This window comes from Massilia sp. LjRoot122 (genome assembly GCF_964252725.1).
GTDB lineage: Bacteria > Pseudomonadota > Gammaproteobacteria > Burkholderiales > Burkholderiaceae_D > Telluria.
On sequence record NZ_CAXUPB020000001.1, the window covers coordinates 1274858 to 1297848 of the forward strand.

Annotated in this window: 24 protein-coding genes; 9 read left to right on the forward strand and 15 right to left on the reverse strand. The window is 66.0% G+C overall.

The features are described 5' to 3' along the window. The first annotated feature begins 2 nt into the window (after nt 1-2). From ACSQ25_RS05530 to ACSQ25_RS05570, 9 genes are all read left to right on the forward strand, one after another. Nucleotides 3-1529, forward strand: a complete 1527-nt coding sequence (locus ACSQ25_RS05530; protein ID WP_436104707.1) for a flagellar hook protein FlgE — start codon at nt 3-5, stop codon at nt 1527-1529. A 23-nt stretch (nt 1530-1552) separates the two neighbouring features. Continuing rightward, nucleotides 1553-2293 carry a flagellar basal-body rod protein FlgF gene (gene flgF, locus ACSQ25_RS05535; RefSeq protein ID WP_436104708.1) on the forward strand — a complete coding sequence of 247 codons (741 nt, stop codon included), beginning with the start codon at nt 1553-1555 and terminating at the stop codon, nt 2291-2293. A 64-nt stretch (nt 2294-2357) separates the two neighbouring features. Beyond that, a complete protein-coding gene (gene flgG, locus ACSQ25_RS05540) occupies nt 2358-3140 on the forward strand; it encodes a flagellar basal-body rod protein FlgG (RefSeq protein ID WP_436104709.1) in 783 nt (260 codons plus the stop codon). A 2-nt stretch (nt 3141-3142) separates the two neighbouring features. Beyond that, nucleotides 3143-3793, forward strand: a complete 651-nt coding sequence (locus ACSQ25_RS05545; RefSeq protein WP_436104710.1) for a flagellar basal body L-ring protein FlgH — start codon at nt 3143-3145, stop codon at nt 3791-3793. Between the two features lie 8 nt (nt 3794-3801). Beyond that, nucleotides 3802-4905 (forward strand): flagellar basal body P-ring protein FlgI, encoded by a 1104-nt coding sequence (locus ACSQ25_RS05550; RefSeq protein WP_436104711.1) that lies wholly within the window; start codon nt 3802-3804, stop codon nt 4903-4905. A 14-nt stretch (nt 4906-4919) separates the two neighbouring features. Then, nucleotides 4920-5879: a flagellar assembly peptidoglycan hydrolase FlgJ gene (gene flgJ / locus ACSQ25_RS05555; RefSeq protein WP_436104712.1), complete on the forward strand. Its 960-nt coding sequence runs from the start codon at nt 4920-4922 to the stop codon at nt 5877-5879. Nucleotides 5880-6062: 183 nt separating this feature from the next. Then, a complete protein-coding gene (gene flgK, locus ACSQ25_RS05560; RefSeq protein ID WP_436104713.1) occupies nt 6063-8021 on the forward strand; it encodes a flagellar hook-associated protein FlgK in 1959 nt (652 codons plus the stop codon). 19 nt (nt 8022-8040) lie between these two features. Continuing rightward, nucleotides 8041-9270 (forward strand): flagellar hook-associated protein FlgL, encoded by a 1230-nt coding sequence (flgL, locus tag ACSQ25_RS05565; RefSeq protein ID WP_436104714.1) that lies wholly within the window; start codon nt 8041-8043, stop codon nt 9268-9270. Nucleotides 9271-9442: 172 nt separating this feature from the next. After that, nucleotides 9443-10411, forward strand: coding sequence for an IS1595 family transposase (locus ACSQ25_RS05570; protein WP_436104715.1), 969 nt, complete (start codon nt 9443-9445; stop codon nt 10409-10411). Nucleotides 10412-10450: 39 nt separating this feature from the next. Here ACSQ25_RS05570 and ACSQ25_RS05575 read toward each other — a convergent pair whose 3' ends face one another. The 15 genes from ACSQ25_RS05575 to fliF form a co-directional block, all read right to left on the reverse strand. Next, a complete protein-coding gene (locus ACSQ25_RS05575; protein ID WP_436104716.1) occupies nt 10451-11065 on the reverse strand; it encodes a pyridoxamine 5'-phosphate oxidase family protein in 615 nt (204 codons plus the stop codon). Between the two features lie 30 nt (nt 11066-11095). After that, nucleotides 11096-11494: a DUF5329 domain-containing protein gene (locus ACSQ25_RS05580; protein ID WP_436104717.1), complete on the reverse strand. Its 399-nt coding sequence runs from the start codon at nt 11492-11494 to the stop codon at nt 11096-11098. 39 nt (nt 11495-11533) lie between these two features. Further along, the gene (gene fliR / locus ACSQ25_RS05585) at nt 11534-12382 is read right to left on the reverse strand and encodes a flagellar biosynthetic protein FliR (protein WP_436104718.1); all 849 of its coding nucleotides are present in this window, start codon (nt 12380-12382) and stop codon (nt 11534-11536) included. Between the two features lie 16 nt (nt 12383-12398). Then, on the reverse strand, nt 12399-12668 hold the full coding sequence (gene fliQ, locus ACSQ25_RS05590) for a flagellar biosynthesis protein FliQ (protein WP_436104719.1): 270 nt from the start codon (nt 12666-12668) through the stop codon (nt 12399-12401). Between the two features lie 10 nt (nt 12669-12678). After that, entirely contained in the window at nt 12679-13428 is a 750-nt protein-coding gene (gene fliP / locus ACSQ25_RS05595) for a flagellar type III secretion system pore protein FliP (protein ID WP_436104720.1), read from the reverse strand. Beyond that, nucleotides 13418-14212 carry a flagellar biosynthetic protein FliO gene (fliO, locus tag ACSQ25_RS05600; RefSeq protein WP_436104721.1) on the reverse strand — a complete coding sequence of 265 codons (795 nt, stop codon included), beginning with the start codon at nt 14210-14212 and terminating at the stop codon, nt 13418-13420. Before fliO ends, fliP begins: the two co-directional genes overlap by 11 nt. Then, complete coding sequence (fliN, locus tag ACSQ25_RS05605; RefSeq protein ID WP_436104722.1) at nt 14209-14643, reverse strand: flagellar motor switch protein FliN; 435 nt, start codon at nt 14641-14643, stop codon at nt 14209-14211. The genes fliO and fliN overlap by 4 nt, the downstream gene beginning before the upstream one ends. 48 nt (nt 14644-14691) lie before the next feature. Next, a complete protein-coding gene (gene fliM, locus ACSQ25_RS05610) occupies nt 14692-15675 on the reverse strand; it encodes a flagellar motor switch protein FliM (RefSeq protein ID WP_436104723.1) in 984 nt (327 codons plus the stop codon). Nucleotides 15676-15685: 10 nt separating this feature from the next. Next, the gene (gene fliL / locus ACSQ25_RS05615; protein ID WP_436104724.1) at nt 15686-16213 is read right to left on the reverse strand and encodes a flagellar basal body-associated protein FliL; all 528 of its coding nucleotides are present in this window, start codon (nt 16211-16213) and stop codon (nt 15686-15688) included. 134 nt (nt 16214-16347) lie between these two features. Next, the gene (locus ACSQ25_RS05620) at nt 16348-17625 is read right to left on the reverse strand and encodes a flagellar hook-length control protein FliK (RefSeq protein WP_436104725.1); all 1278 of its coding nucleotides are present in this window, start codon (nt 17623-17625) and stop codon (nt 16348-16350) included. A 20-nt stretch (nt 17626-17645) separates the two neighbouring features. Then, a complete protein-coding gene (fliJ, locus tag ACSQ25_RS05625; RefSeq protein WP_436104726.1) occupies nt 17646-18089 on the reverse strand; it encodes a flagellar export protein FliJ in 444 nt (147 codons plus the stop codon). Between the two features lie 34 nt (nt 18090-18123). Further along, entirely contained in the window at nt 18124-19524 is a 1401-nt protein-coding gene (gene fliI, locus ACSQ25_RS05630) for a flagellar protein export ATPase FliI (RefSeq protein WP_436104727.1), read from the reverse strand. Continuing rightward, entirely contained in the window at nt 19521-20225 is a 705-nt protein-coding gene (locus ACSQ25_RS05635) for a flagellar assembly protein FliH (protein ID WP_436104728.1), read from the reverse strand. The genes fliI and ACSQ25_RS05635 overlap by 4 nt, the downstream gene beginning before the upstream one ends. After that, nucleotides 20225-21229 (reverse strand): flagellar motor switch protein FliG, encoded by a 1005-nt coding sequence (fliG, locus tag ACSQ25_RS05640; RefSeq protein ID WP_436104729.1) that lies wholly within the window; start codon nt 21227-21229, stop codon nt 20225-20227. The genes ACSQ25_RS05635 and fliG overlap by 1 nt, the downstream gene beginning before the upstream one ends. Then, entirely contained in the window at nt 21222-22910 is a 1689-nt protein-coding gene (gene fliF, locus ACSQ25_RS05645; RefSeq protein WP_436104730.1) for a flagellar basal-body MS-ring/collar protein FliF, read from the reverse strand. Before fliF ends, fliG begins: the two co-directional genes overlap by 8 nt. Between the last annotated feature and the right edge of the window lie 81 nt (nt 22911-22991).

Consider the following 22991-nt stretch of genomic DNA (forward strand, 5'->3'; position numbering starts at 1 on the left):
CCATGTCTTTCCAACAAGGCCTGAGCGGCTTGAACGGCGCAGCCAAATCCCTCGACGTTATCGGCAACAACATCGCCAATGCGAGCACGGTCGGCTTCAAGGGCTCGACCACCCAGTTCGCCGACGTCTACGCCAACTCGCTGAACGGCGCCGGCGGCATCTCGGCCGGTATCGGCGTCAAGGTCGCCAACATCGCCCAGCAGTTCACGCAGGGTAACGTCGAAGCCTCGAACAACCCGCTCGACATCGCCATCAACGGCGCTGGCTTCTTCCGCACCGAAGCCTCGGGCATGGTGCAGTACAGCCGCAACGGCCAGTTCTCGCTGGACAAGAGCGGCTTCCTGATCAACGCCCAGGGCGCCAAGCTGACCGGCTACGGCCTGAACGCGAACGGCGCGCTGGTGGCCGGCGCCCCGACCCCGCTGCAGATCGACACCGCCGACCTGGAACCGGTCAAGACCGAAGAGGTCAAGATGGAGCTGAATCTCGACTCGCGCAGCCTGCCGCCGACCAACGCGCCCTTCAATGCGGACGACCCGACCACCTACAACAAGCAGACCCCGATGAGCGTGTATGACACGCTGGGCAATCCGCACGTGCTGTCGACCTTCTACGTCAAGGGCACGACTCCAGGTACCTGGGACGTGTATGCGGCCAACAACGGCACCGAAGTGACCAACCTGGCCGTGGCCGCCGCAGCCGGCGGCAATGCCGCCGTGAATACCGCGCGCAGCAACTGGGAAGCCGCGACCAAGGCGGTGCCGCCGGTGCCGGCCACCATTGCCGCCGCCCTCGGCGCCTATGCCAGCGCCGCTTCCGGCGTCGTATCGGCCGCAGCCGGCACCGCCGGCGCGACCGCCGCGACCCAGACCGAGATCGGCACCGCGGCCACCAATGCCGCGGCGGTGCCGGGCGGTACCCCGGACGAGGTCGATGCCGCCATCGCCAAGGCGATCAAGGTCCCGGCCAAGCCGATCGGCACCCTGGCCTTCGACACCAGTGGCGGCCTGAACAAGGTCAGCTCGACCGATGCCGGCAAGATCGCCGTGACCCTGCCGGTGTTCCCGTCGACCGGCGCCGAACTGACCCTGCCGATCACCATCGACTACGACGGCACCACCCAGTATGGCACCGCCACCAGCGAGAAGAAGCTGGTCCAGGACGGCTATGCGGCCGGCAACCTGCAGCGCTTCACCACGGGCCTGGACGGCACCGTCCTGGGCCAGTACAGCAATGGCCAGACCAAGCCGCTGGGCCAGGTGATCCTGGCGAACTTCACCAACCCGAACGGGCTTGAGCCGCTGGGCAACAATGCCTGGGCCGAATCGGCCAGCTCGGGCGTGCCGCTGGTCGGCACCCCGAACTCGGGCAGCTTCGGCGTGCTGCAGCAGTCGGCGGTGGAAAGCTCGAACGTCGACCTGACCGCGGAACTGGTCAACATGATCACCGCGCAGCGCGTGTACCAAGCCAATGCGCAGACCATCAAGACCCAGGATTCGGTGCTGCAGACCCTGGTGAACCTGCGTTAATCGTCGTCACGGGGAGATAAACGATGGACCGCCTGATCTACACCGCCGCCAGCGGCGCCAAGCACATCCTGGAACAGCAGGCCACGACCTCGAACAACCTGGCCAACGTGAACACCACGGGCTTCCGTGCCCAGCTGGACGTGTTCCGCGCCGTGCCGGTGCAGGGCGAAGGCCTGCCGACGCGCGCCTTCGTGGTCAACTCGACCCCGGCTGCCGATTTCAGCGCGGGCGCGCTGCAGGTCACCGGGCGCGAGCTCGACGTCGCCGTCAAGGGGCAGGGCTGGCTCGCGGTCCAGATGCCGGACGGCACCGAGGCGTACACCCGCAACGGTTCGCTGCAGACCAGCCAGAACGGCTTGCTGACCACCGCCGGCGGCGCCACCATCGCCGGCGAGGGCGGCCCGATCACGATCCCGCCCGACGTCACCGTGACCGTGGGCGGCGACGGCACCATCTCGACCATCTCCACCACCGACCAGCCGGCAGCAAGCAATATCCTCGGCCGCCTGAAACTGGTGAACCCGCCGGCCGAGAACCTGGTGCGCGGCGACGACGGCCTGTTCCGCCTGAAGGATGGCGGCACGGCCCAGCCGGATGCCGCGGTGAGGGTGGCCGGCGGCGCGCTCGAGGGCAGCAATGTGTCGGCCATCGATTCGATGGTCAGCATGATCTCGTTGGCACGTTCATTCGAGACGCAAATGAGCCTGCTGAAGAACGCCGAGAATAACGCAGCGAAAGCCACCCAGATCCTCGCTTTGAATTAATAGTTGCTGCAGCATAATTCTCCTGTACGTGGCGGACTTCGTCTGCCGCCCTAAGGAGAATTCCATGATCCGTTCGCTGTTTATCGCCAAGACCGGCCTCGAAGCGCAGCAGACCAACCTCGACGTCATTTCGAACAACCTCGCCAACGTCAGCACCAATGGCTTCAAGCGCTCGCGCGCGGTGTTCGAGGACCTGCTGTACCAGAACGTGCGCCAGCCGGGCGCCCAGTCCTCGCAGCAGACCAATCTGCCGTCGGGCCTGCAGATCGGTACCGGTGTGCGCACCGTCGCCACCGAGCGCATCTTCACCCAGGGTAATCCCCAGCTGACCGGCAATTCGAAGGACGTCATGGTCAACGGCTCGGGATTCTTCCCGGTCCTGCTGCCGGACGGCACCCAGGCCTACACCCGCGACGGCTCCTTCCAGACCGACGCCAACGGCCAGCTGGTCACGTCCAGCGGCTTCGTGGTCCAGCCCGCCATCACCATTCCGGCGAATGCCGAATCGATCACCGTCGGCCGTGACGGCACCGTCTCGGTGAAGATTGCGGGCACCGTGGCCCCGACCCAGGTCGGCTCGCTGCAGCTGGCGACCTTCATCAACCCGGCCGGCCTCGAATCGCGCGGCGAGAACCTGTACGTCGAGACCGGTGCTTCGGGCAACCCGAACCTGAACGTGCCCGGCACCAACGGCTCCGGCGTGCTGATGCAGGGCTATGTCGAATCGTCGAACGTGAACGTGGTCGAGGAAATGGTCAACATGATCCAGACCCAGCGCGCCTACGAGATCAACAGCAAGGCGATCACCACCTCCGACCAGATGCTGCAGAAACTGTCCCAGTTATAAACATGAAAAGTACTATCGCCATCGTTGTCGCCGCACTGGCTGTTGCCGGCTGCTCGACCACCCCGAGCACCATCGTCCAGGGGCCGACCTCGGCCCGTCCGATGCTGGTGCAGGCCGCGCCGGCCAACGACGGCGCCATCTACAACGCCAACAGCTACCGTCCGATGTTCGAAGACCGCCGCGCGCGCCACATCGGCGACCTGCTGACGGTGAACATCAGCGAGCGCACCTCGGCCGGCAAATCCGGCGCCAGCACCGGCAGCAAGTCGGGCAGCGCCAGTTTCTCGGTGCCGGGTCCGCTGCAGGCCAGGATCGGTGCGGGCGTGGCGCTGGAAGGCGCGAACAAGTTCGCCGATGCCGACACCCAGAGCGCCTCGAACAACTTCACCGGCACGCTGGGCGTGACCGTCACCGAAGTGCTCCCCAACGGCAACCTGATCGTCGCTGGCGAGAAGCAGGTCGCGATGAACAAGGGCATCGAGTACATCCGCTTCTCGGGCATGGTCGCGCCGGACACTATCCAGCCAGGCAATATCGTCGCTTCCACCGTGATCGCCGACGCGCGCGTCGAATACCGTACCAACAGCCGCGTCGACAAGGCCGAGGTGAGCAATATGTTCTCGCGCTTCTTCCAGTCGATGCTGCCGTTCTGAGGCCCGCCATGAAATTCGCTCCCATCGCTCTCTTCTGTGCAGCCCTGCTCGGCGTGGCTCCGTTGGCCCAGGCCGAGCGCCTCAAGGATCTCGCCAGCATCGCCGGCGTGCGCCAGAACCAGTTGTCGGGCTACGGCATCGTCATGGGCCTGGACGGCACCGGCGACCAGACCAGCCAGACCCCGTTCACCGTGCAGTCGATCCAGGCGATGCTGCAGCAGAAGGGCGTCAACCTGCCGCCGGGCACCCAGCTGCAGCTGAAGAACGTCGCGGCCGTGATGGTCACGACCTCGCTGCCGGCCTTCGCCCAGCCGGGCCAGACCATCGACATCACCGTGTCCTCGATCGGTAACGCGAAGAGCCTGCGCGGCGGCACTTTGCTGATGACCCCGCTGCACGGCGCGGATGGCCAGGTGTACGCCATGGCCCAGGGCAATGTGCTGGTCGGCGGTGTCGGCGCCCAGGCCGGTGGCGCCCAGGTGCAGGTCAATCACCTGTCAGTCGGCAAGATTTCGGAAGGGGCCACCGTCGAGCGCGCCGTCGCCTCGAACCTGGGTTCCGACAACCAGATCCGCCTGGAACTGAAGCAGACCGATTTCTCGACCGCCGCAAGGGTGGTCGAAGCCATCAACGACCAGTTCGGCGCCGGCATCGCCACCGCCCTGGATGGCCGCGTGATCCGCGTGCGCACCCCGTCCTCGAGCGACCAGCGGGTGGCCTTCATCGGCCAGCTGGAGGGCATCGACGTGGCGCGCGCCAGGGACGCGGCCAAGGTCATCATGAATGCCCGCACCGGTTCGGTCGTGATGAACCAGGCGGTGATGCTGGAGAATTGCGCGATCTCGCACGGCAACCTGACCGTGACGGTCGGCGCCGACACCAGTGTCAGCCAGCCGGCCCCGGGCTCCTTCGGCCAGACCGCCGTCACCCGCAACAATTCGGTTGACGTCAAGAAGGAACCGGGCCGGGTGCTGATGATCAAGGGCGGCGCCTCGCTGGCCGAAGTGGTCAAGGCCATGAATTCGATCGGCACCACCCCGCAAGACCTGCTGGCGATCCTGCAGGCACTCAAGGCCGCCGGTTCGCTGCGCGCCGAACTCGAGATCATCTAACAGGCAGGCTCATCATGATCGGCTCTCCTTCCACTGACCTGACCAGCAAGTTCGCCCTCGACACCAAGGGCCTGGGCGAACTCAAGCAAGGCGCCAAGAACGGCTCACCGGCCGCGCTGAAGGAAGCCGCCACCCAGTTCGAAGCCATGTTCATCAACATGATGATGAAGAGCATGCGCGACGCGACGCCCCAGGATGGCCTGATGGACAATAACCAGTCCAAGATGTTCACCGGCATGCTGGACCAGCAGCTGAGCCAGAACCTGGCCAAGCGCGGCATGGGCCTGGCCGACGTGCTGACCCGCCAGCTGACGTCGAACCAGCTGGGGGCGCAGGCGCTGGCCATCGGTGCCGACGGCGTCGCAACGGGGCAGGCCGCGGCCGCGGCGTCGAAGCTGGCGCCGCTCGACGGCAGCATGCGTCCGGGCATGGACGCGGCCACCATGATCAAGTCCGGCGCGAAGCAGCCGGGCGCCCCGGCGCTGCCGCTGACCACTGACAGTGGCCGGGTCCAGGCGCCGCACGTGCGCGCCTTCCAGGAAAAGCTGCACGTCCATGCGGCGGAAGCGGAGCGCGCCACCGGCGTGCCGGCCAAGTTCATGCTCGGCCAGGCGGCACTAGAAAGCGGCTGGGGCAAGCGCATGATCCGCAATGCCGACGGCACGAACAGCAACAACCTGTTCGGCATCAAGGCCGGCCCTGGCTGGAAAGGCAAGGTTGCCACCGCAGTGACCACCGAGTACGTCAACGGCCGCCCGCACACGAAGGTCGAGAAGTTCCGCGCCTACGACACCCCGGCCGACTCGTTCAAGGACTACGCCAACATGCTGGCCAAGAACCCGCGCTACGAGAAGGTGCTGGCCAGCGGCGGCGACGCCACCGCCTTCGCCCAGGGCCTGCAGCGCGCCGGCTATGCGACCGACCCGATGTACGCGGCCAAGCTGACCCGCATCATCAAGAATTCATTGGCGTGAACATCGTAGGGTGGGCGGCTTCGCCGCCCACGCGTTCAACTCACGGACGCGCTGTGATAACGCATGTTTTAGTTGGACGCGTGGGCGGGAAACCCGCCCACCCTACGAGAAGCTTGTCAGATCGACCAGTCAAGTTTTTGCAAAAGCTGCCGTTGATAAGAACGTTAGAGAAAGAAGGAAGACATGTCCGGTAACCTCCTCAGCATTGGCAAGACCGGCCTGTTCGCGGCACAGGCAGGCCTGTCCACGACTGGCCACAACATCACCAACGCCAGCGTGGCCGGTTACAACCGCCAGGTGGTGGTGCAGGCCACCGGCCCGATGCTCGATACCGGCGTCGGCTTCCAGGGCACCGGCACCCAGATCTCCCAGATCAAGCGCTACAGCGACGAATTCCTCAACCTGCAGGTGCGTAACGCCCAGTCCAGCAAGAGCGGCCTGGATTCGTATTACTCCCAGATCAGCCAGATCGACAACATGCTGGCCGACCAGACCGCCGGCCTCTCGCCCTCGCTGCACAGCTTCTTCAAAGGCGTGCAGGACATGGCCGCGAACCGTGCCTCGGTCGCGTCGCGCCAGTCGATGTTGTCCGGCGCCGACACCCTGGCCACCCGCTTCCAGGCGCTGGATGCGCGCCTGGGCGAGATCCGCGAAGGTGTGAACAGCAGCATCGAGTCGAGCGTCACGATGATCAATTCCTACGCCACCCAGATCGCCGACCTGAACGACAAGATCGGGACCTTCGCCGCGGCCCAGCAGCGCGCGCCGAACGACCTGCTCGACAAGCGCGATCAGCTGGTGATGGAACTGAACACCCAGGTCAAGGCGACTGTGATGCCGGGCGATAACAACAGCCTGACGGTCTCGATCGGCAGCGGCCAGCCGCTGGTGGTGGGCCAGCGCGCCTTCCAGCTGGCGGCCACCAAGTCGCCGACCGACCTGACCCGCATCGAGGTGGGCTATGTGACCGGCAGCAAGGTCACCGTGCTGGCCGATAACGCCCTGTCCGGCGGACAGATCGGCGGCGCGCTCGACTTCCGCAGCAAGACCCTGGACCCGGCCCAGAGCGCGCTGGGCAAGGTCGCGATCGGCCTCGCCATGGAGTTCAACGCCCAGCACAAGCTCGGCCTGGACCAGAACGGCGCGCCCGGCAAGGATTTCTTCGGCGTGGCGCCGGCCTACGTGGGCAAGAACATCAACAACGCGCTCACCAGCACCACCCAGGTGCAGGCCAAGGTCAGCGATCCGAGCAAGCTGGTGGACAGCGACTACAAGGTCGAGTTCGACGGGACCAACTACAACGTGATCCGCCTGTCGGACAACAAGTCGACCGCGATCACGCCCTACAGCGCGGCCGGCACCACCCAGACCATCGACGGCGTCGACTTCAGCATTTCCGGCCTGGCCGCCAAGGACGACGAATTCCTGGTACGTCCGACCATCGGCGGCGCCGCCAACTTCAAGCTCCTGATCAAGGACGTGGCCAGCATCGCCGCCGCCGCGCCGATCGCCACCAGCGCGCCGGTGAGCAATACCGGCACCGGCAAGATCAGCGAAGGCCAGGTTACTGAAGACTTTCTCACCGGCGCGCCGGCGCTGCCGGTCACGCTGAGCTTCAACGCCGGCAACCTGAGCGGCTTCCCGCCGGGCGCCGTGGTCAGCGTGAAAGACAGTGCCGGCAAGGTCATCGACTATGCGGCGCCGGCCACCAATGTGCCCTTTGGTGACGGTTCCACCTACAGCTTCGGCGGCATCAGCGTGACCATGACGGGCACCCCGGGCAATGGCGACAGCTTCAGCATCGCGGGCAATGCCGGCGGCGTGGGCGACACCCGCAACATCGGCCTGCTGGCCGACCTGCAGACCAAGAACATCTTCAACAACGGGACCGCCACCCTGCAGTCGTCCTACGCCCAGCTGGTCAGTACCGTGGGCAACAAGACCCGCGAAGTGCAGGTCAACGGCGAGGCGGCCGAGGCGCTGCTGACCCAGGCCAAGGCCAGCGCGTCCGACGTCTCGGGCGTGAACCTGGACGAAGAGGCCACCAACCTGATCAAGTACCAGCAGGCCTACCAGGCCGCGGGCAAGGTCATGCAGATCGCCGGCACCATCTTCGACACCCTGCTGTCGATCGGCCGCTAACCAGTCATAGAGGTAGTTTATGCGCATCAGTACCCTGTCGATCTACGGCAACGCCACCGCCCAGCTCAATACGCTGCAGAGCGCCCTGGCGCGCACCCAGATGCAGCTGTCGACCGAGCGCCGCATCCTGACCCCGGCCGACGACCCGGTAGCCTCGGCCCGTGCCCTGGAAGTGAGCCAGTCGAAGGAGATGAACGCGCAGTTCGCCACCAACCGCGCCAGCGCGCGCTCCTCCCTGACGGCGGTCGAAGGCGCGCTGCAGAATGCCGGCGACCTGCTGCAGGACATCCAGCTGCTGGCGGTCAATGCCGGCAACGGGAGCATGCAGCCGCAGGACCGCCAAGCCCTCGCTATCGAGATGGAGGGACGCCTGCAAGACCTGCTGGGCGTGGCCAATACCACCGACGGGGCAGGGGGCTACCTGTTCTCGGGCTATATGGCGACCACCCAGCCGTTTACCCGCACGCCCGGCGGCGCCGTCTACCAGGGCGACCAGGGCCAGCGCCAGCTGCAGGTAGGAGCTTCGCGCAAAATCCCGCTGTCGGCCTCGGGCGCCGCCGTGTTCGAAAACAACCCGACCGGCAATGGCAGCTTCCAGACCCAGGCCGCCAAGAACAATACCGGCGGCGCCATCATCTCTTCGGGCTCGGTGACCGACCGTGCCCTGGCCAACGCGGGACGCGACTACAAACTCAGCTTTTCGGTGACCGGCACGCCGGCCGTGACCACCTACAGCGTGGTCGATACTACCGATGGCACCGAGGCCGCGGTTCCGGGCCAAACCGGCATCCCCTACGAGGCGGGCAAGTCGATCAGCTTCGGCGGCCTGAGCTTCGACATCAAGGGCGAGCCGGCCGACGGCGACATCTTCACGGCCAAGCCGAGCGAGAAGCAGTCGGTGTTCACCACCGTGACCGACCTGATCGCGGCCCTGCGCGGCCCGGCCGAGGGCGCGGGCGGCAAGGCGCTGCTGACCAACAAGCTGAATACCGCGCTCGACAACCTGCAGGCGGCCCACGACAACGTGCTGACCGTGCAGGCCTCGGTCGGTGCGCACATGAAGGAACTCGACTACCTCGACAGCGCCGGCGACGACCTCGACATCCAGTACGCGGCCACCCTGGGCGACCTGCAGGACCTGGACATGGTCAAGGCGATTTCCGATTTTTCGATGCAGCAGAGCACGCTACAAGCGGCGCAGATGTCGTTCAAGACGATGTCTGGATTGTCGCTGTTTAACTATCTCTGATCTTTCTGTTAAGAAAAAATCCGGCGCAAGCCTAATGCCAGTTAAGCTGACTGGCATTAGGCTTCGGCCTGGTCTTTTTTGTTTTGGCGCTGTCATCGTTAGCTATGGATGAGGATTGAACTGCTGAGTTCACCCATGGTCCAAGTCCTGTCCGCATCGACAGGAACCGGCCATGAAAGCGCCCAGCTTCACTCAATGGTTTGCACAGCTGCCCGATCTGAACCAGCCACAACGGCTGCAAACGCTTGCCGCGCTGCATCCGGCTGCCGGGCTCGACCAAGTAGTCGCCCTGATCGGGCAGATTGGCGCAGCCAAACGCCAATGCCCGCGCTGCGCATGCGAACGCTACTATCGGCATGGCCAGGCCAACGGCCTGCAGCGCTACCGTTGCCGCGAATGCAGGCGCAGCTTCAACGACCTGAGCGGCACGCCGCTGGCACGGCTGCGGCTGCGCGACAAATGGCTTGATTACTTGGCTGCAATGCTCGATTCGAAACCGGTGCGCGCGGCGGCCAAGCAAGTACACGTGCACCGTAATACCGCCTTCCGCTGGCGTCACCGCTTCCTCGAGCGGGTCAAGCACGATCGACCACGGTACTTGAGCGGCGTCGTCGAGGCCGATGAAATGTTCATGCTGGAGTCTCAGAAAGGCGCGCGCAAACTGGAGCGTGCGCCGCGCAAGCGTGGTGGCCGGGCCAGCAGGCGCGGGATCTCACGCGAACTCGACTGCATCCTGGTCGCGCGTGACCGCAGCGGCCAAACCATCGATGCGCTCGCTGGTCGCGGCGCCCTGACGGTGGCGCAGCTGGAGCGCCACCTCTTGCCCAAGCTCGACAGGCAAGCACTGCTGGTCAGCGACGCGAACGCCTCCTACCGGGCTTTTTCCCGCAAACACGGCATCGCCCATGAGGCAGTGAACCTGCACGCGGGCGAGCGGGTCCGTCGCGGCAGCGCCAGCGCCATCCATGTCCAGAACGTCAATGCCTATCACCAGCGCCTGCGCGAATGGCTGGCGCGTTTTCACGGCGTCGCCTCGCGCTATTTACCGAATTACCTGGGCTGGCGCTGGGCACTTGATGGCGGACGGATTACTTCTGCTGAACAATTGCTGCGCATCGCAATCAGAGTCATCCATAGATAACGGTGACAGCGCCTTTGTTTTTGGGTAGGTCAGGCGGCGCTAATACAGTGTTTCGCGCTGCCGCTGCGGCAAGCCGCTGTCGTAGGCTTCACCATCCATGCCGCCTCTCGTGAGCGCGGTCAACATCGTTCCCGGCGTCGGTACCCCCGAGCGATCGTGTTCTCCGGGGTGCCAGAGTCGCGAACGCAGGATCGAACGCGCGCACTGGAAAAACACCTTGGTGACCGTCACGCGCAGCACGCAATGCGGCCGCTTGCCGTCGACGGCGAAGGATGCCAGCAATGCGGGGTCGACGCATATCCGGGCGCTGCCGCGTACCCGCAGGGTTTCGCCCACGCCTGGAATCATGAAGATCAGCCCTATGCGCGGATCTCCGATCAGGTTGCGCAGGCTGTCGATGCGGTTGTTCCCGCGCCGCTCGGGCAGCAGCAGGGTGTGTTCATCCACGATGCGCACCAGCGCGCCGGCGTCGCCACGCGGAGAGATGTCCAGCCCGTCCGGACCATTGGTCGCCAGCAGTGCGAAGCGCGCAGCTGCGATCCAGCGCGCGTACAGCGGATGCAGGCTGTCGGTCTCCTTGGCGATCGAGGGCGGCGCGACTTCGCCGAACAGGGCTTCCAGCGAGGCGAGGTCGGTGATGAGGTGTTCTGACATGGACGATGGGAAGTGGATGGATGGCGGCCTTCAGGGCCTGGTCTTCCGGCTCGCCGCGCGCAGCGCCTGCAGTTCCCGGTTCAGCCAGTCGCGGCTGGGCAGCGCTGCGCCGCCACCGCATTTGACCCGGTAGGGCTTGCCCGTGAAGCTGCTCTTCGCGGCCGCGACCTCGATGAACTGCTCGGTGCTGGCGAGGGTCTCGCGGCGCTTCTCGATGTACTCCAGCTTGCGGATCAGGTGAGCCTGCGCATCGGTGGCACTGTGCCAGCTGCCGTTGCGCTCGAACTGGCAGCCCGAGGCCTTCATGTGCGACATCAGGGCGTCGATCTCGGCACGGATGGCGGGCGGGGTGGGCGTGGCGCCCGCGCCGAGGCAGATGCCGGCGAGCAGGCTTGTGGCAAGGAGGTGCAGGGGACGGACCGTCTTCATGGGATCGCGAATGGCTGATGACCGGGCAAGCATACCGCGCTAACCCGGCGCGGGGCGCGCGGCCGGGTTGGCGGTCGCCGGTGCCGGCGCCGGCGCGGCATTGCGCTGGACGCCGGCGCGCGGCACCGCGCGCCCGGCCTCGATGCCTTCGTTGAACAGGTTCACGATCGGCATGCCCAGGTAGGGCAGGGCCAGGCTCAGGGTCAGGAAGCCCACGCCCAGCGTCACCGGGAAACCGATACCGAAGATGTTCAGCTGGGGCGCGGCGCGCGTCAGGATGCCGAGGGCGACGTTGGTGACCAGCAGGGCGGCCACGATCGGCAGCGCCAGCTGCAGCCCGCTCGAGAAGATCTTCCCGCCCCAACGCGCCAGCTCGAGCGGCGCGTTGCCGGAAAACGGGGTCGCGGAAATCGGCAGCGCATGGAAGCTTTCGGCCAGCGCCGCCAGCAGGATCAGGTGGGCGTTCACGGCCAGGAAGGCCATGGTCGCCACCAGCGCCAGGAACTGGCCGACCGCCGACGAGCGGCCGTGCGAATTCGGGTCGAAGAACACGGCGAAGCCCAGGCCCATCGTCATGCTGGCCACCTCGCCGGCGTACTCGATGGCGGCGAACACGATGCGCATCGCGAAGCCCATCGCCACGCCGATCAGGAGTTCCTTCACCAGGATCAGGATGCCGGCCCACGAGGTGGGCTCGACCGCGGGGATCTCGGGCACGGTGGGGGCGATGACGGCGGCCAGCAGCACGCCGAGGGCGAGCTTGATCTGCATCGGCACGCCGGCATTGCCGAACAGCGGCGCGGCGGCGACCAGGCCGAGGATGCGCGTGAGCGGCCACAGCAGCCCTGCGATCCAGGCGTTCATCTCGCCCGTAGTCAGGCTCAGCATCGGGGCAGGCCCAGGCTCAGCCGATCAGGCCGGGAATGCTGGTGAACACGCCGCGCATGTAGTCGAGCATGGTGGACAGCATCCAGGGCCCGGCCAGGACCAGGGCGATGAAGATGCCGATCAGCTTCGGGATGAAGGACAGCGTCGCTTCGTTGATCTGGGTCGCGGCCTGGAAGATACTGATGAGCAGACCGATGATCAGCGCCACCAGCAACATCGGAGCGGAGACCATCAGCGTGATCTCCATCGCGGTGCGGCCCATGGTCATGACGGATTCCGGAGTCATGCGCGTCTCCCTAGTAGAAACTCTGGGACAAGGAGCCCAGCAGCAGCTGCCAGCCGTCGACCAGCACGAACAGCATCAGCTTGAACGGCAGCGAGATCACGGCCGGCGACATCATCATCATACCCATCGCCATCAGCACCGAAGCCACCACCATGTCGATGATCAGGAAGGGGATGAAGATCGCGAAGCCGATCTGGAACGCCGTCTTGAGTTCACTCGTCACGAAGGCCGGGATCAGGACGCGCAGCGGGACGTCTTCCGGACCCTGCAGGGCGGGCGAGCGCGAGATCTTGACGAACAGGGCCAGGTCGGACTGTCGGGTCTGCTTGATCATGAATTCCTTGAGCGGCACCACGCCGCGATCGAGCGCCTCGCTCATCTGCATCCTGTTCTGCTGCAGGGGCAGGTAGGCCTCGGTGTACATGCGATCGAAGGTCGGGCCCATCACGAAGAAGGTCAGGAACAGCGCCAGCCCGACCATCACCTGGTTCGGCGGCGCGGTCTGGGTGCCGAGCGCCTGGCGCAGCAGCGACAGCACGATGATGATGCGGGTGAAGGCGGTCATCATCAGCAGCGCGGCCGGCAGGAAGGTCAGCGCCGTCAGCAGGATCAGGGTCTGGACCGGCAGCGAGAATTGCGTGCCGCCGCCAGCGGCGGGGCTGGTGGTGAAGGCCGGGATGCCGGGCTGGGCCAGGACCGCCAAGGGCAGCAGGGCCAGGCCGACGAGTCCGGCGCCCAGCAGGAGTTTTTTATTTCGCATTACGGTTGTCTATCGTTTTCTTGAGCCAGTCGCCGAAGCTGCCGGCACCTGGTCCGTGGGCGGCGAGCGTGGCCTGCCCATCGGTGTGCACGCCTTCCTGGCGCGGCATGGTGGCCAGGGCATTGACCCGTCCCGGCGAAGCGCCGACGACGATCCACTGGTCGCCCACTTCGACCACCATGATACGCTCGCGGCCGCCGATATTGAGGGCACCGACCAGCTTCACGTTGGCGCTCGCGCCCATGGCGCGCGGGCCGTAGCGTTTCAGGAACCAGGCCAGGCCGAGCAGCAGGCCGAGCACCAGCACCAGGGCCAGGATGGTCTGCAGCAGGCTGCCGGTCGCGGGCGTGTTCGAGGCGGGCATCACGACCTGGGGTGGACGCTGGACGGGTGCGGGCGCCGTCGCGGCCGGGACGGCAGGCTGCTCGGCTGCGGGAGCCGGCATGGCGTCGACGGGTGCGGGGGCGGGTGACTGGATCGGCGTCGAGACCGGGCCGGACGGAGCGGGACGGGCGGGCGTGGCCGGGCGGCCGGTGGTGGTGGCGCCGCGGGGAAGCGGCTGGGTTTCCTGCGAGGCGGGAGCCGGGACAGGGATCGGTGCGGTGGCTGCGGGTGCCGCCTGTTGCGGGGCCGGCGCGGTCTGTTGCTGCTGTTGGAGCGCAGGCGCCTGGTCTGCGCCGACGGGCGCGGCGCAGGCTGCCAATGGTGCGAACAGCAGCGCTGCCACAAACCGTACGGCGGTCGGGTTCCCTTTCCGCCGTACGTGATCGTTGCTAGAGGTCATTTATTCAGTTTTCTGATCCGTTCCGATGGCGTAATGATATCAGTCAGGCGGATACCGAACTTGTCGTTCACGACCACGACCTCGCCCTGGGCGATCAGGCAGCCGTTGACCAGCACGTCCATCGGCTCGCCAGCCAGGCCGTCGAGCTCGACCACGGAGCCCTGGGCCAGCTGCAGCAGGTTCTTGATCGCGATCTTGGTGCGGCCGAGTTCCACGGTCAGCTGGACCGGGATGTCGAGGATGAAGTCGATATCGTTCGGCGTATCGTTGCGCGCGCCCTTGTTCGAAAAATCCTTGAACACGGCGGCGGTGGCGGTCGCCTGCTGCGCCTGCTGGCGCTCGAGTGCCGCCGCTTCGGCCGCGGCCTGCTCGGCAATCGCCGCGCCCCAATCGTCGTCGAGGCTGCCCTGGTCGTCCTGGGTATCAGACATAATGCTCTCCTGTGTCGCCCGCGGCCTGCGCGGGCAGATTCAATGCTGTTATTTATTGAAATTGTCGCTGTTGGCGAGCAACTTTTCGACCTTCAAGGCGTACTGTCCATTGAAGACGCCATAGGTGCAATCCATCACCGGCACGCCGTCGACCGTGGCCTGCAGCAGTTCCGGGACCGTGATCGGGATGATGTCGCCGACCTTCATGTTGAGGATCTCGTCGAAGTTGGCACGGCCTTCGCCCAGCACCGCCACCAGCTCGACCTCGGCGACCTGGATCTGCTGGGTCATCAGGCGCACCCAGCGCTTGTCGACTTCCAGGGCCTCGCCCTGGATGCTCGAGGTCAGCGCGTCGCGGATCGGCTCGATCATCGAATAGGGCATGCAGAAGTGGATCTGGCCCGACACCGAACCGAGTTCGATGGTGAAGGTGCAGGACACCACGACTTCGTTCGGGGTCGCGATGTTGGCGAACTGCGTGTTCATTTCGGAACGGATGTACTCGAACTCGATCGGGTACACCGGCTCCCAGGACTTGGCATAGGCCTCGAACACGATGTCGAGGATGCGCATGATGATGCGCTGCTCGGTCTGGGTAAAGTCGCGGCCTTCCACGCGGGTGTGGAAGCGGCCGTCGCCGCCGAACAGGTTGTCCACCAGCAGGAACACCAGGCCCGGGTCGAACACCATCAGGGCCGTGCCGCGCAGCGGCTTCATGTGGATCAGGTTGAGGTTGGTCGGGACCACCAGGTTGCGGATGAACTCGCTGTACTTGGAGACCCGCACCGAGCCCACCGAGACCTCGGCGCTGCGGCGCAGGAAGTTGAACAGGCCAACCCGCAGATACCTGGCGAAACGCTCGTTGATGATCTCGAGCGTCGGCATGCGGCCGCGGACGATCCGCTCCTGCGTCGCCAAGTTATAGGTACGGACTCCCGAGGTGTCTTCAGGCGCCGCAATGTCGTCCTGATCGCCGTTGACCCCTTTTAAGAGGGCATCGACTTCTTCCTGTGAGAGGAAATTATCGGCCATGGTGCTTCTGTTACTGGATGATGAACGAGGTAAATAATACGTCCGTTACTTCCTGCTCGTCGCCTTCTTTCTCGAACGGTTCCTTGATGATCGCCTGGATTTCGGCGGCGAGCTGCTGCTTGCCTTGGACGGTGCTGATTTCCGATGCTTTCTTGCCCGACAGGAGAAGCAGCACGCGGTTGCGCACGATCGCCATATTGTCCTTGATCAGGGTTGCCTGTTCGGTGCCATCGACCTGCAGGGTGAACTGCACCTGCAGGTACTGCTCGCCATTTTCCGGCTGCAGGTTGACCGTGAAGGACTCGACCGGCACGTATTCCGGCTTGGCGTCGGATTCTTTCTTTTTCTTCTTTCCGGCTTCCTCAGGGCTGTGCTGCCCGGCCACCGCGTCGTCCTGCATGAAATACCAGGCCGCACCGCCGCCACCGCCGAGCAGCAGCACGGCCGCCACGGCGATCACGATCAGCTTCTTCTTGGAGCCGGCCGGAGCTGCTGCTGCGTCCGCCTTCGGGTCGGCCTTTGGTTTTGCATTCGCCATCAGATGTCTCTTTGCTGCCTAAAAGAATGGGTCCGTCATTATGGCATTATCGCGGGGGAGCCAAGACCGTCATGCCCTGAAAAGAGGGGGTAACGGACGGCAATCCCGCCGATTGTTGCGCGCCTGTGATGAGCTTATGCAAACGTATCGACCATGCCGCTGTCACCCAGCGCCACGGTGCGGGTTGCCGGCCGGGCGCCGGCGCCATCGTCATTCGCGGCGGCCGTGCCGCCGACATTGCCGAATCCGCCGCCACCGCCATTGCGGCGCTCCCCATCCTGCTGGGCCTGGCGCTGGTCCGGCGTGCCGGCATCCACGGTCGCATTACCGAGCGCGATGCCGCTCTCGCTCATCATTTCACGCAGGCGCGGCAGGGCGTTTTCCAAGGCCTGGCGGACTTCCTGCTGGTTCGACGAGAAGGCCACGCTGGCCCCGTCGTTGCTCACGTTCAGCACCACCTGCACCGGGCCGAGGTCCGGCGGGTTCAGCGTCAAGGTCGCGGCCTGTTCCTTGCCCACCATGTAGACGATGCGCTGGCTGACCTGGTTGTCCCAGGACTGGGTGCCGACGCGGGCCGGGATGCGGTCGGTCGGCACGGCGGCCGGGTTCGGCACCGTCTCGAGCTTCGCGGCCTGGGCCTGCAGCTGGGTGACGGAAGGCAGCGGCGCCTCGGCGGCTGCCGCGTTGGCGGCGGCCTCGCGGCCCTGCGGCTGGACCTTGCCCGGATCGGCCGCGACAGCTGCCTGCGCGGTCTGCTGCAGGGTGCGCAGGTCGGCACTCTCCTGCGCGCCCGGCTGCACGCCGGCGGCCAGCGAGAAGCCTGCGGCCTCGCCTTCAGTGGCCGCGGCCAGGGCCGGATCCGTTGCCGTGACAGGGGTGCCGGCAGTCTCGAGTTTCGCGAATGCCGCCTGGAGCGCGGCGGCGCCGGCTTCCTGTGCGGCGACCGGCGCTGCCGGGGCCGGCTGGGTCAGGCTGGCCATGAAGGCGAGCATGTCGGTGACCGGGGTGGTCGCGGCTTCGGCGGCGGCAGTGGCCGAATCGGCGGCGGCTTCCGCATCCTTGGCCGGGTCCGCCGATTCGCTCGTGGCCGCGGCCTGCGCCGGTGCCTCCGATGCTGCCTCGTTCTGTTTGGCGGGCTCGCGCGCAGCACTCTTCGGACCCTGGACCGCCGGCTTGTCGGCGGCCTGCTGCTTGGCGGGCGCGGCCGGCTTGGCGGCTTGCGCCGGCGTTGCTGCCGGTGCAGGGGAAGGCGGCTGGGTCGGCGCCATCGCGCGCGACAGCGAAGCGCTGAACAGTTCGTTCTCGGGCGCCTGCACGCCGGCTGCGGCAGAACGTTGCAACTGAGGTTGCGGCTGGGCCAGCGCGCTGGCGCCAGACACCTGGAACGGAAGGGATGTGGTCTGCATCGTCATGATGAATGCTCAGCCTGTATTCAGCGTTGTTTGTAGCGGGCGCCGCGGGCGGCGTGGTCGTCCATCAGTTTCTGGTCGCGCTTGTTCTCGATCGCCAGTGCCTCGGCGGCGGCGCGTTCGTTCAGCGTGCGGTAGGACAGGCGCTTGCGCTCGCTTTCCTGCCATGCCTGTTTTTCCGTGTCCGCCTTGTACTGCGCATGCTTGATCACCTCGCGCTGGCCGATGATGGCGTTGTCCAGCTTGCCGATGAAGGCGACGAAGTTGTGGTACGCGAAGGGCGTGATGCCCGCCGCCTGGGCCGCGTCGAGCTTGCGAACATACTCGTCGCGATAGCCATCCAGCATCACCAGCTTCTGCTCGGCCTCTTCGACCGCCTTCAGGGCCGCACCCAGGCGCTTGGCGATCGCGTCGGAATCGCGCTGTGCCAGGTCGATCAGGGTTTCGAGGGCGGAAGTGTTGGCCATAATGGGTCACAGTATAGTGCCCAGAAGCATCAACTTATCCTTGGAATAGAGAGGTCAATTGCCCCAAGCTCTCCAGCATGCCCGCGTTGTCGTGGATTTCCTGGCACAGGAAGTGCTCGATCTGCTCGTGCTTGGCGATCGCCTGGTCCAGCACCGGGTCGCTGCCGGCGGCATAGGCGCCGACGCTGATCAGGTCGCGCGAGCGCTGGTAGCGCGAGTACAGCTGCTTCAGTTTGCGCGCCGCCAGCTGGTGCTCGTGCGAGGTGATGCCGTGCATCGCCCGCGAGATCGACTGTTCGATGTCGATCGCCGGGTAGTGGCCGGCTTCGGCCAGGTGGCGGTTCAGGACGATGTGGCCGTCCAGGATACCGCGTGCCGCATCCGCGATCGGGTCTTGCTGGTCGTCGCCCTCGGACAGCACGGTATAGAAGGCGGTGATCGAGCCGCCGCCCTCGACGCCGTTGCCGGCCCGTTCCACCAGCACCGGCAGCTTGGCGAACACCGAAGGCGGATAGCCTTTGGTGGCCGGCGGTTCGCCGATGGCCAGGGCGATCTCGCGCTGGGCCATCGCGTAGCGGGTCAGCGAATCCATGATCAGCAGGACGTTCTTGCCCTGCTCGCGGAAGTGCTCGGCGATCGCGGTGGCATACGCGGCACCCTGCAGGCGCATCAGGGGCGGCGAGTCGGCCGGCGCGGCCACCACGGCCGAGCGGGCGCGGCCTTCCGGCCCCAGGATCTGCTCGATGAATTCCTTGACTTCGCGTCCCCGCTCGCCGATCAGGCCGACGACGATCACGTCGGCGGTGGTGTAGCGCGCGATCATGCCCAGCAGGACGGACTTGCCGACGCCGGTACCCGCGAACAGGCCGAGGCGCTGGCCGCGGCCGACCGTCAGCATGGCGTTGATGGCGCGCACGCCGACGTCCAGGGTTTCCGAGATCGGCGCGCGGTCGAGCGGGTTGATCGGGCGGGCGTTCAGCGGCCCGACCTCGTCGGTGTTGAGCGGCCCCTTGCCGTCCAGCGGGCGGCCGGCGCCGTCGACTACCCGGCCCAGCAGCTGCATGCCGACCGGCAGGTGGCGCGCGCGGTCGCTCGGACGGCGGCGCGGGTGCTGCACGCTGCCCGGCTTCGGCAGCGCCGTCTCGACCGGGAACACGCGCGAGCCCGGCACCACGCCTTCGACGTCGCTCTGCGGCATCAGGAACAGGCGCTCGCCCTCGAAGCCGACCACTTCGGCCTCGATCCGCTGGCCGTTGGCGACCGGGATGGTGCAGGCGCTGCCGACCGCCAGCTTGAGGCCGACGCATTCCATCACCAGGCCGGCCACGCGCGTGACGCGGCCCGAGACCTGCATCGGCTCGGCCAGGCCGACCAGGGAGTCGCAGTCCTTGATGAAGGATTTCCAGCGGGCGGTGTGGCGGTCGGTGGTCGTCATGCCAACCAATCGACGTTGCTTTGCAGGGCGTGGGTCAGGCGCGCCCAGCGCGCCTGCGCCTGCGCATCGATCTGGTTGCTGGCGGTGTCTACCTTGCAGCCGCCGCGCGCCATCATGGCATCGTCGACGATGCGCCAGCCGCCCTTGATCAGTTCCTGGCCCATGGCCTGGCGCACGATCTCGGCGTCTTCCGGGTTCAGGGTGAGGGTGGCCGGCTGGGCCAGCACCGGCAGGTAGCCGATCGCTTCCTGCACCACCGGCAGGATCAGCTCGGGGCGCACGTCGAAGGCGGTGCGCACCATGCCGCGCGCCAGGCGCAGGGCCAGTTCCAGCACGTCGTGGGCGATGGTCTCGTCGGCCTGCACCACGGCGTCGCTGAAGCCGGCGGCGATCGCGCGCAGGTTTTCCAGCTCGCCCTCGGTCTCGATCTGGCCGGCGCGGGCGCCGTCGGCATAGCCTTCGGCATGGCCGGCTGCGCGGCCTTCCTGCAAGCCTTCGGCGTAACCCTCGGCACGGGCCTGCTCGCGGATCGCTTCCAGTTCTTCGATGGTCGGCAGCGCCATGTGCGGCACGATTTCCACCGGCTCGGGGGCAGGAGGAGGCGCCATCGCGGCGCGGCGCGCCTGGGTGCTCGGGCGTTCGTCGCCGAACGAGGTCATTTCCCAGCGCTGGTAAGCGCTTTGCTGTTCCTTAGGAATCATCAGACGAAGGAATCCTCACCTTTACCGCCCAGCACGATCTGGCCTTCGTCCGCCAGGCGGCGCACGATCTGCAGGATCTGTTTCTGCTGGGATTCCACTTCCGACAGGCGCACCGGCCCCTTGGACTCCAGGTCTTCGCGCATCATCTCTCCCGCACGCTGCGACATGTTCTTGAAAATCTTCTCGCGCAGGTCTTGCGAGGCGCCCTTGAGTGCGATGATCAGCATCTCGGATTGCACTTCGCGCAGCAGCAGCTGGATGCCGCGGTCGTCGATGTCGATAATGTTGTCGAACACGAACATCTCGTCCATGATCTTCTGCGCCATGTCGTTGTCGTAGTTCTTGATATTGTCCATGACGGCCGCTTCCTGCTCGCCGCTCATGAAATTCAGGATCTCGGCCGCGGTGCGTACGCCGCCCAGCGAGGACTTCTTGATGTTCTCGTTACCCGACAGCAGCTTGGTCAGCACGTCGTTCAGCTCGCGCAGGGCGGCCGGCTGCACGCCGTCCAGGGTGGCGATACGCAGCACCACGTCGTTGCGCAGGCGCTCGGTGAAGTGGGCCAGGATTTCGCAGGCCTGGTCGCGCTCGAGGTGGACCAGGATGGTGGCGATGATCTGCGGGTGCTCGTTGCGGATCAGTTCGGCCACCGAGGGCGAATCCATCCACTTCAGGCTCTCGATGCCCGACGCGTCCTTGCCGCCCAGGATGCGGTTGAGCAGCACGGCGGCCTTGTCGTCGCCCAGCGCCTTGGTCAGCACCTGGCGGATGTACTCGTCCGAATCGAGGCCGACGGTCGAATGCAGGTTGGTCTCTTCGACGAAGGCTTCCAGCACCTTCACCACTTCGCCGTGCTGCACCGCCTTCATCTGCGCCATCGCGCCGCCCAGCTTCAGCACTTCGCGCGGGCCGAGGAATTTCATCACTTCGGCCGCTTCCGCCTCACCCAGGGCCAGCATCAGGATCGCTGCCTGGGTTACGCCTTCCTTGTCCTTGTCACTCATTTGATCCCAACCATGCTTTCACGACGTTAGCGACGATGCGCGGGTCCTTGCGGGCCAGTTCCTGCGCCATCTCCAGGTTCGCCCGGTAGCCCTGATTCCGGCGCTCGACTTCCTGTTCTTCCATTTCTTCTTCGGCGATCTCGGCCGCGACTTCTTTCGACATCTCTTCTTCCGGTTCCGGTTGCGGCGGCAGGGCCGTGACCTCGTCGAACTTCTTGATCGCCGGGCGCATCAGCGGCAGCAGGATCCGGTAGTAGAGGAAGGCCAGCACCGCGAACAGCAGCAGGTACTTGCCGATTTCCTTGGCCAGCGGCAGGTTGGCCGGATCGCGCCACCAGTCGAGCTGCTGCGGGGTGTCGTCCGGACGGTCGACGCCGTCGAACGGGGCATTGGTCACGTTCAGGGTGTCGCCGCGCTGCTGCGAATAGCCCATCGCCTGCTTCACCAGCTCGTTGATCTGGGCCACTTCGGCGGCCGCCAGCGGCTTGACGACGATCTTGCCGGTCTTCGGATCGACGCTGCGGCGGTGATTCACGACCACGCCAACGGTGAGGCGCTTGATGCCGCCCATCGGGCGCTGCTCGTAGCGGATGGTCTTGTCGACTTCGTAGTTGGTGGTCGCGTCCTTGCGGGTCGGTCCGCCGGCTGCAGCTGCCGCGGCGGGCGGCTGGCCGTCGATCGGCGCCGTGGCCACGCCCGGCGGCTGGTTCGACAGCGCACCCGGCACGCCCGACGCGCCGGCGCCCGGCTGGCTCGATTCCGAGGTCTGCTGGCTGCGGATCGCCTGCGGTTCCGGCGGCGAGTTCGGCTTGTACATCTCGGCGGCGGTGTCGACCTGGGCGAAGTCGATCTCGGCGGTTGCCTCGGCGCGCACGTTTTCCTTGCCCACCAGCGGGGCGATGATCGATTCGACCTGCTTGATGATGTTCTGCTGGACCTGCTCGACGTACTTGAGCTGGGTCGCGTCCAGGCCCTTGTTGCCGGCGGCCTTGTTGGAGGTGTCCGACAGCAGGTTGCCGTTCTGGTCGACGACGGTGACGTTACCGATGGTCAGTTCCGGCACGCTCGAGGCGACCAGGTGAACGATGGCGCTGACCTGGCCCGGGTCGAGGGCGCGGCCCGGCTGCAGGTTCAGCAGTACCGAGGCGGTGGGTTTCTGCTGGTCGCGCACGAAGACCGAGGGTTTCGGCAGCGCCAGGTGGACGCGCGCGGCGCTCACCGAGCCGAGCGACTGGATCGAACGCGCCAGCTCGCCCTCGAGCGAGCGCTGGTAATTGACCTGTTCCAGGAACTGCGACACGCCCAGCTTCTGGTTTTCCAGCAGCTCGAAGCCGACGTTGCCGCCCTTCGGCAGGCCTTGCGCGGCCAGCTTCAGGCGCAGGTCATGGATCTTCTCGGCCGGGACCAGGATCGCCGAGCCGCCTTCCGAAAACTTGTACTCCACCCCCATCTGGTCGAGCGAGGCCGTGATCGCACCACCGTCGCGGTCGCTGTAGTTCGAGAACAGCACGCGGTATTCCGGCGCCTGGCTCCACATCCAGAGCGCGATCATGATGGCGGTGACCAGCGCGATACCGCCGCCGATGGCGACGCGCTTTCCCATGGTGGTCTGGAAAAATCCCTGTTTCGCCTCTTGGTCGGGCGCCGGGGTGTCGATCAGTTCATCAGCAGCTGCTGCCATGGTGTGGGTGTGGGTCCAGGAGGGAGAGATTAAGCAGGATTATGAAGCCTCAAAGCAACATTCAAACCCTGAAATAGGGGT

Excerpts from the sequence above, each read along its gene's own strand:
- ACSQ25_RS05530 (WP_436104707.1), top strand. The coding sequence starts at position 3 with ATGTCTTTCCAACAAGGCCTGAGCGGCTTGAACGGCGCAGCCAAATCC.
- flgF (WP_436104708.1), top strand. The coding sequence starts at position 1,553 with ATGGACCGCCTGATCTACACCGCCGCCAGCGGCGCCAAGCACATCCTG.
- flgG (WP_436104709.1), top strand. The coding sequence starts at position 2,358 with ATGATCCGTTCGCTGTTTATCGCCAAGACCGGCCTCGAAGCGCAGCAG.
- ACSQ25_RS05545 (WP_436104710.1), top strand. The coding sequence starts at position 3,143 with ATGAAAAGTACTATCGCCATCGTTGTCGCCGCACTGGCTGTTGCCGGC.
- ACSQ25_RS05550 (WP_436104711.1), top strand. The coding sequence starts at position 3,802 with ATGAAATTCGCTCCCATCGCTCTCTTCTGTGCAGCCCTGCTCGGCGTG.
- flgJ (WP_436104712.1), top strand. The coding sequence starts at position 4,920 with ATGATCGGCTCTCCTTCCACTGACCTGACCAGCAAGTTCGCCCTCGAC.
- flgK (WP_436104713.1), top strand. The coding sequence starts at position 6,063 with ATGTCCGGTAACCTCCTCAGCATTGGCAAGACCGGCCTGTTCGCGGCA.
- flgL (WP_436104714.1), top strand. The coding sequence starts at position 8,041 with ATGCGCATCAGTACCCTGTCGATCTACGGCAACGCCACCGCCCAGCTC.
- ACSQ25_RS05570 (WP_436104715.1), top strand. The coding sequence starts at position 9,443 with ATGAAAGCGCCCAGCTTCACTCAATGGTTTGCACAGCTGCCCGATCTG.
- ACSQ25_RS05575 (WP_436104716.1), bottom strand. The coding sequence starts at position 11,065 with ATGTCAGAACACCTCATCACCGACCTCGCCTCGCTGGAAGCCCTGTTC.
- ACSQ25_RS05580 (WP_436104717.1), bottom strand. The coding sequence starts at position 11,494 with ATGAAGACGGTCCGTCCCCTGCACCTCCTTGCCACAAGCCTGCTCGCC.
- fliR (WP_436104718.1), bottom strand. The coding sequence starts at position 12,382 with ATGCTGAGCCTGACTACGGGCGAGATGAACGCCTGGATCGCAGGGCTG.
- fliQ (WP_436104719.1), bottom strand. The coding sequence starts at position 12,668 with ATGACTCCGGAATCCGTCATGACCATGGGCCGCACCGCGATGGAGATC.
- fliP (WP_436104720.1), bottom strand. The coding sequence starts at position 13,428 with ATGCGAAATAAAAAACTCCTGCTGGGCGCCGGACTCGTCGGCCTGGCC.
- fliO (WP_436104721.1), bottom strand. The coding sequence starts at position 14,212 with ATGACCTCTAGCAACGATCACGTACGGCGGAAAGGGAACCCGACCGCC.
- fliN (WP_436104722.1), bottom strand. The coding sequence starts at position 14,643 with ATGTCTGATACCCAGGACGACCAGGGCAGCCTCGACGACGATTGGGGC.
- fliM (WP_436104723.1), bottom strand. The coding sequence starts at position 15,675 with ATGGCCGATAATTTCCTCTCACAGGAAGAAGTCGATGCCCTCTTAAAA.
- fliL (WP_436104724.1), bottom strand. The coding sequence starts at position 16,213 with ATGGCGAATGCAAAACCAAAGGCCGACCCGAAGGCGGACGCAGCAGCA.
- ACSQ25_RS05620 (WP_436104725.1), bottom strand. The coding sequence starts at position 17,625 with ATGACGATGCAGACCACATCCCTTCCGTTCCAGGTGTCTGGCGCCAGC.
- fliJ (WP_436104726.1), bottom strand. The coding sequence starts at position 18,089 with ATGGCCAACACTTCCGCCCTCGAAACCCTGATCGACCTGGCACAGCGC.
- fliI (WP_436104727.1), bottom strand. The coding sequence starts at position 19,524 with ATGACGACCACCGACCGCCACACCGCCCGCTGGAAATCCTTCATCAAG.
- ACSQ25_RS05635 (WP_436104728.1), bottom strand. The coding sequence starts at position 20,225 with ATGATTCCTAAGGAACAGCAAAGCGCTTACCAGCGCTGGGAAATGACC.
- fliG (WP_436104729.1), bottom strand. The coding sequence starts at position 21,229 with ATGAGTGACAAGGACAAGGAAGGCGTAACCCAGGCAGCGATCCTGATG.
- fliF (WP_436104730.1), bottom strand. The coding sequence starts at position 22,910 with ATGGCAGCAGCTGCTGATGAACTGATCGACACCCCGGCGCCCGACCAA.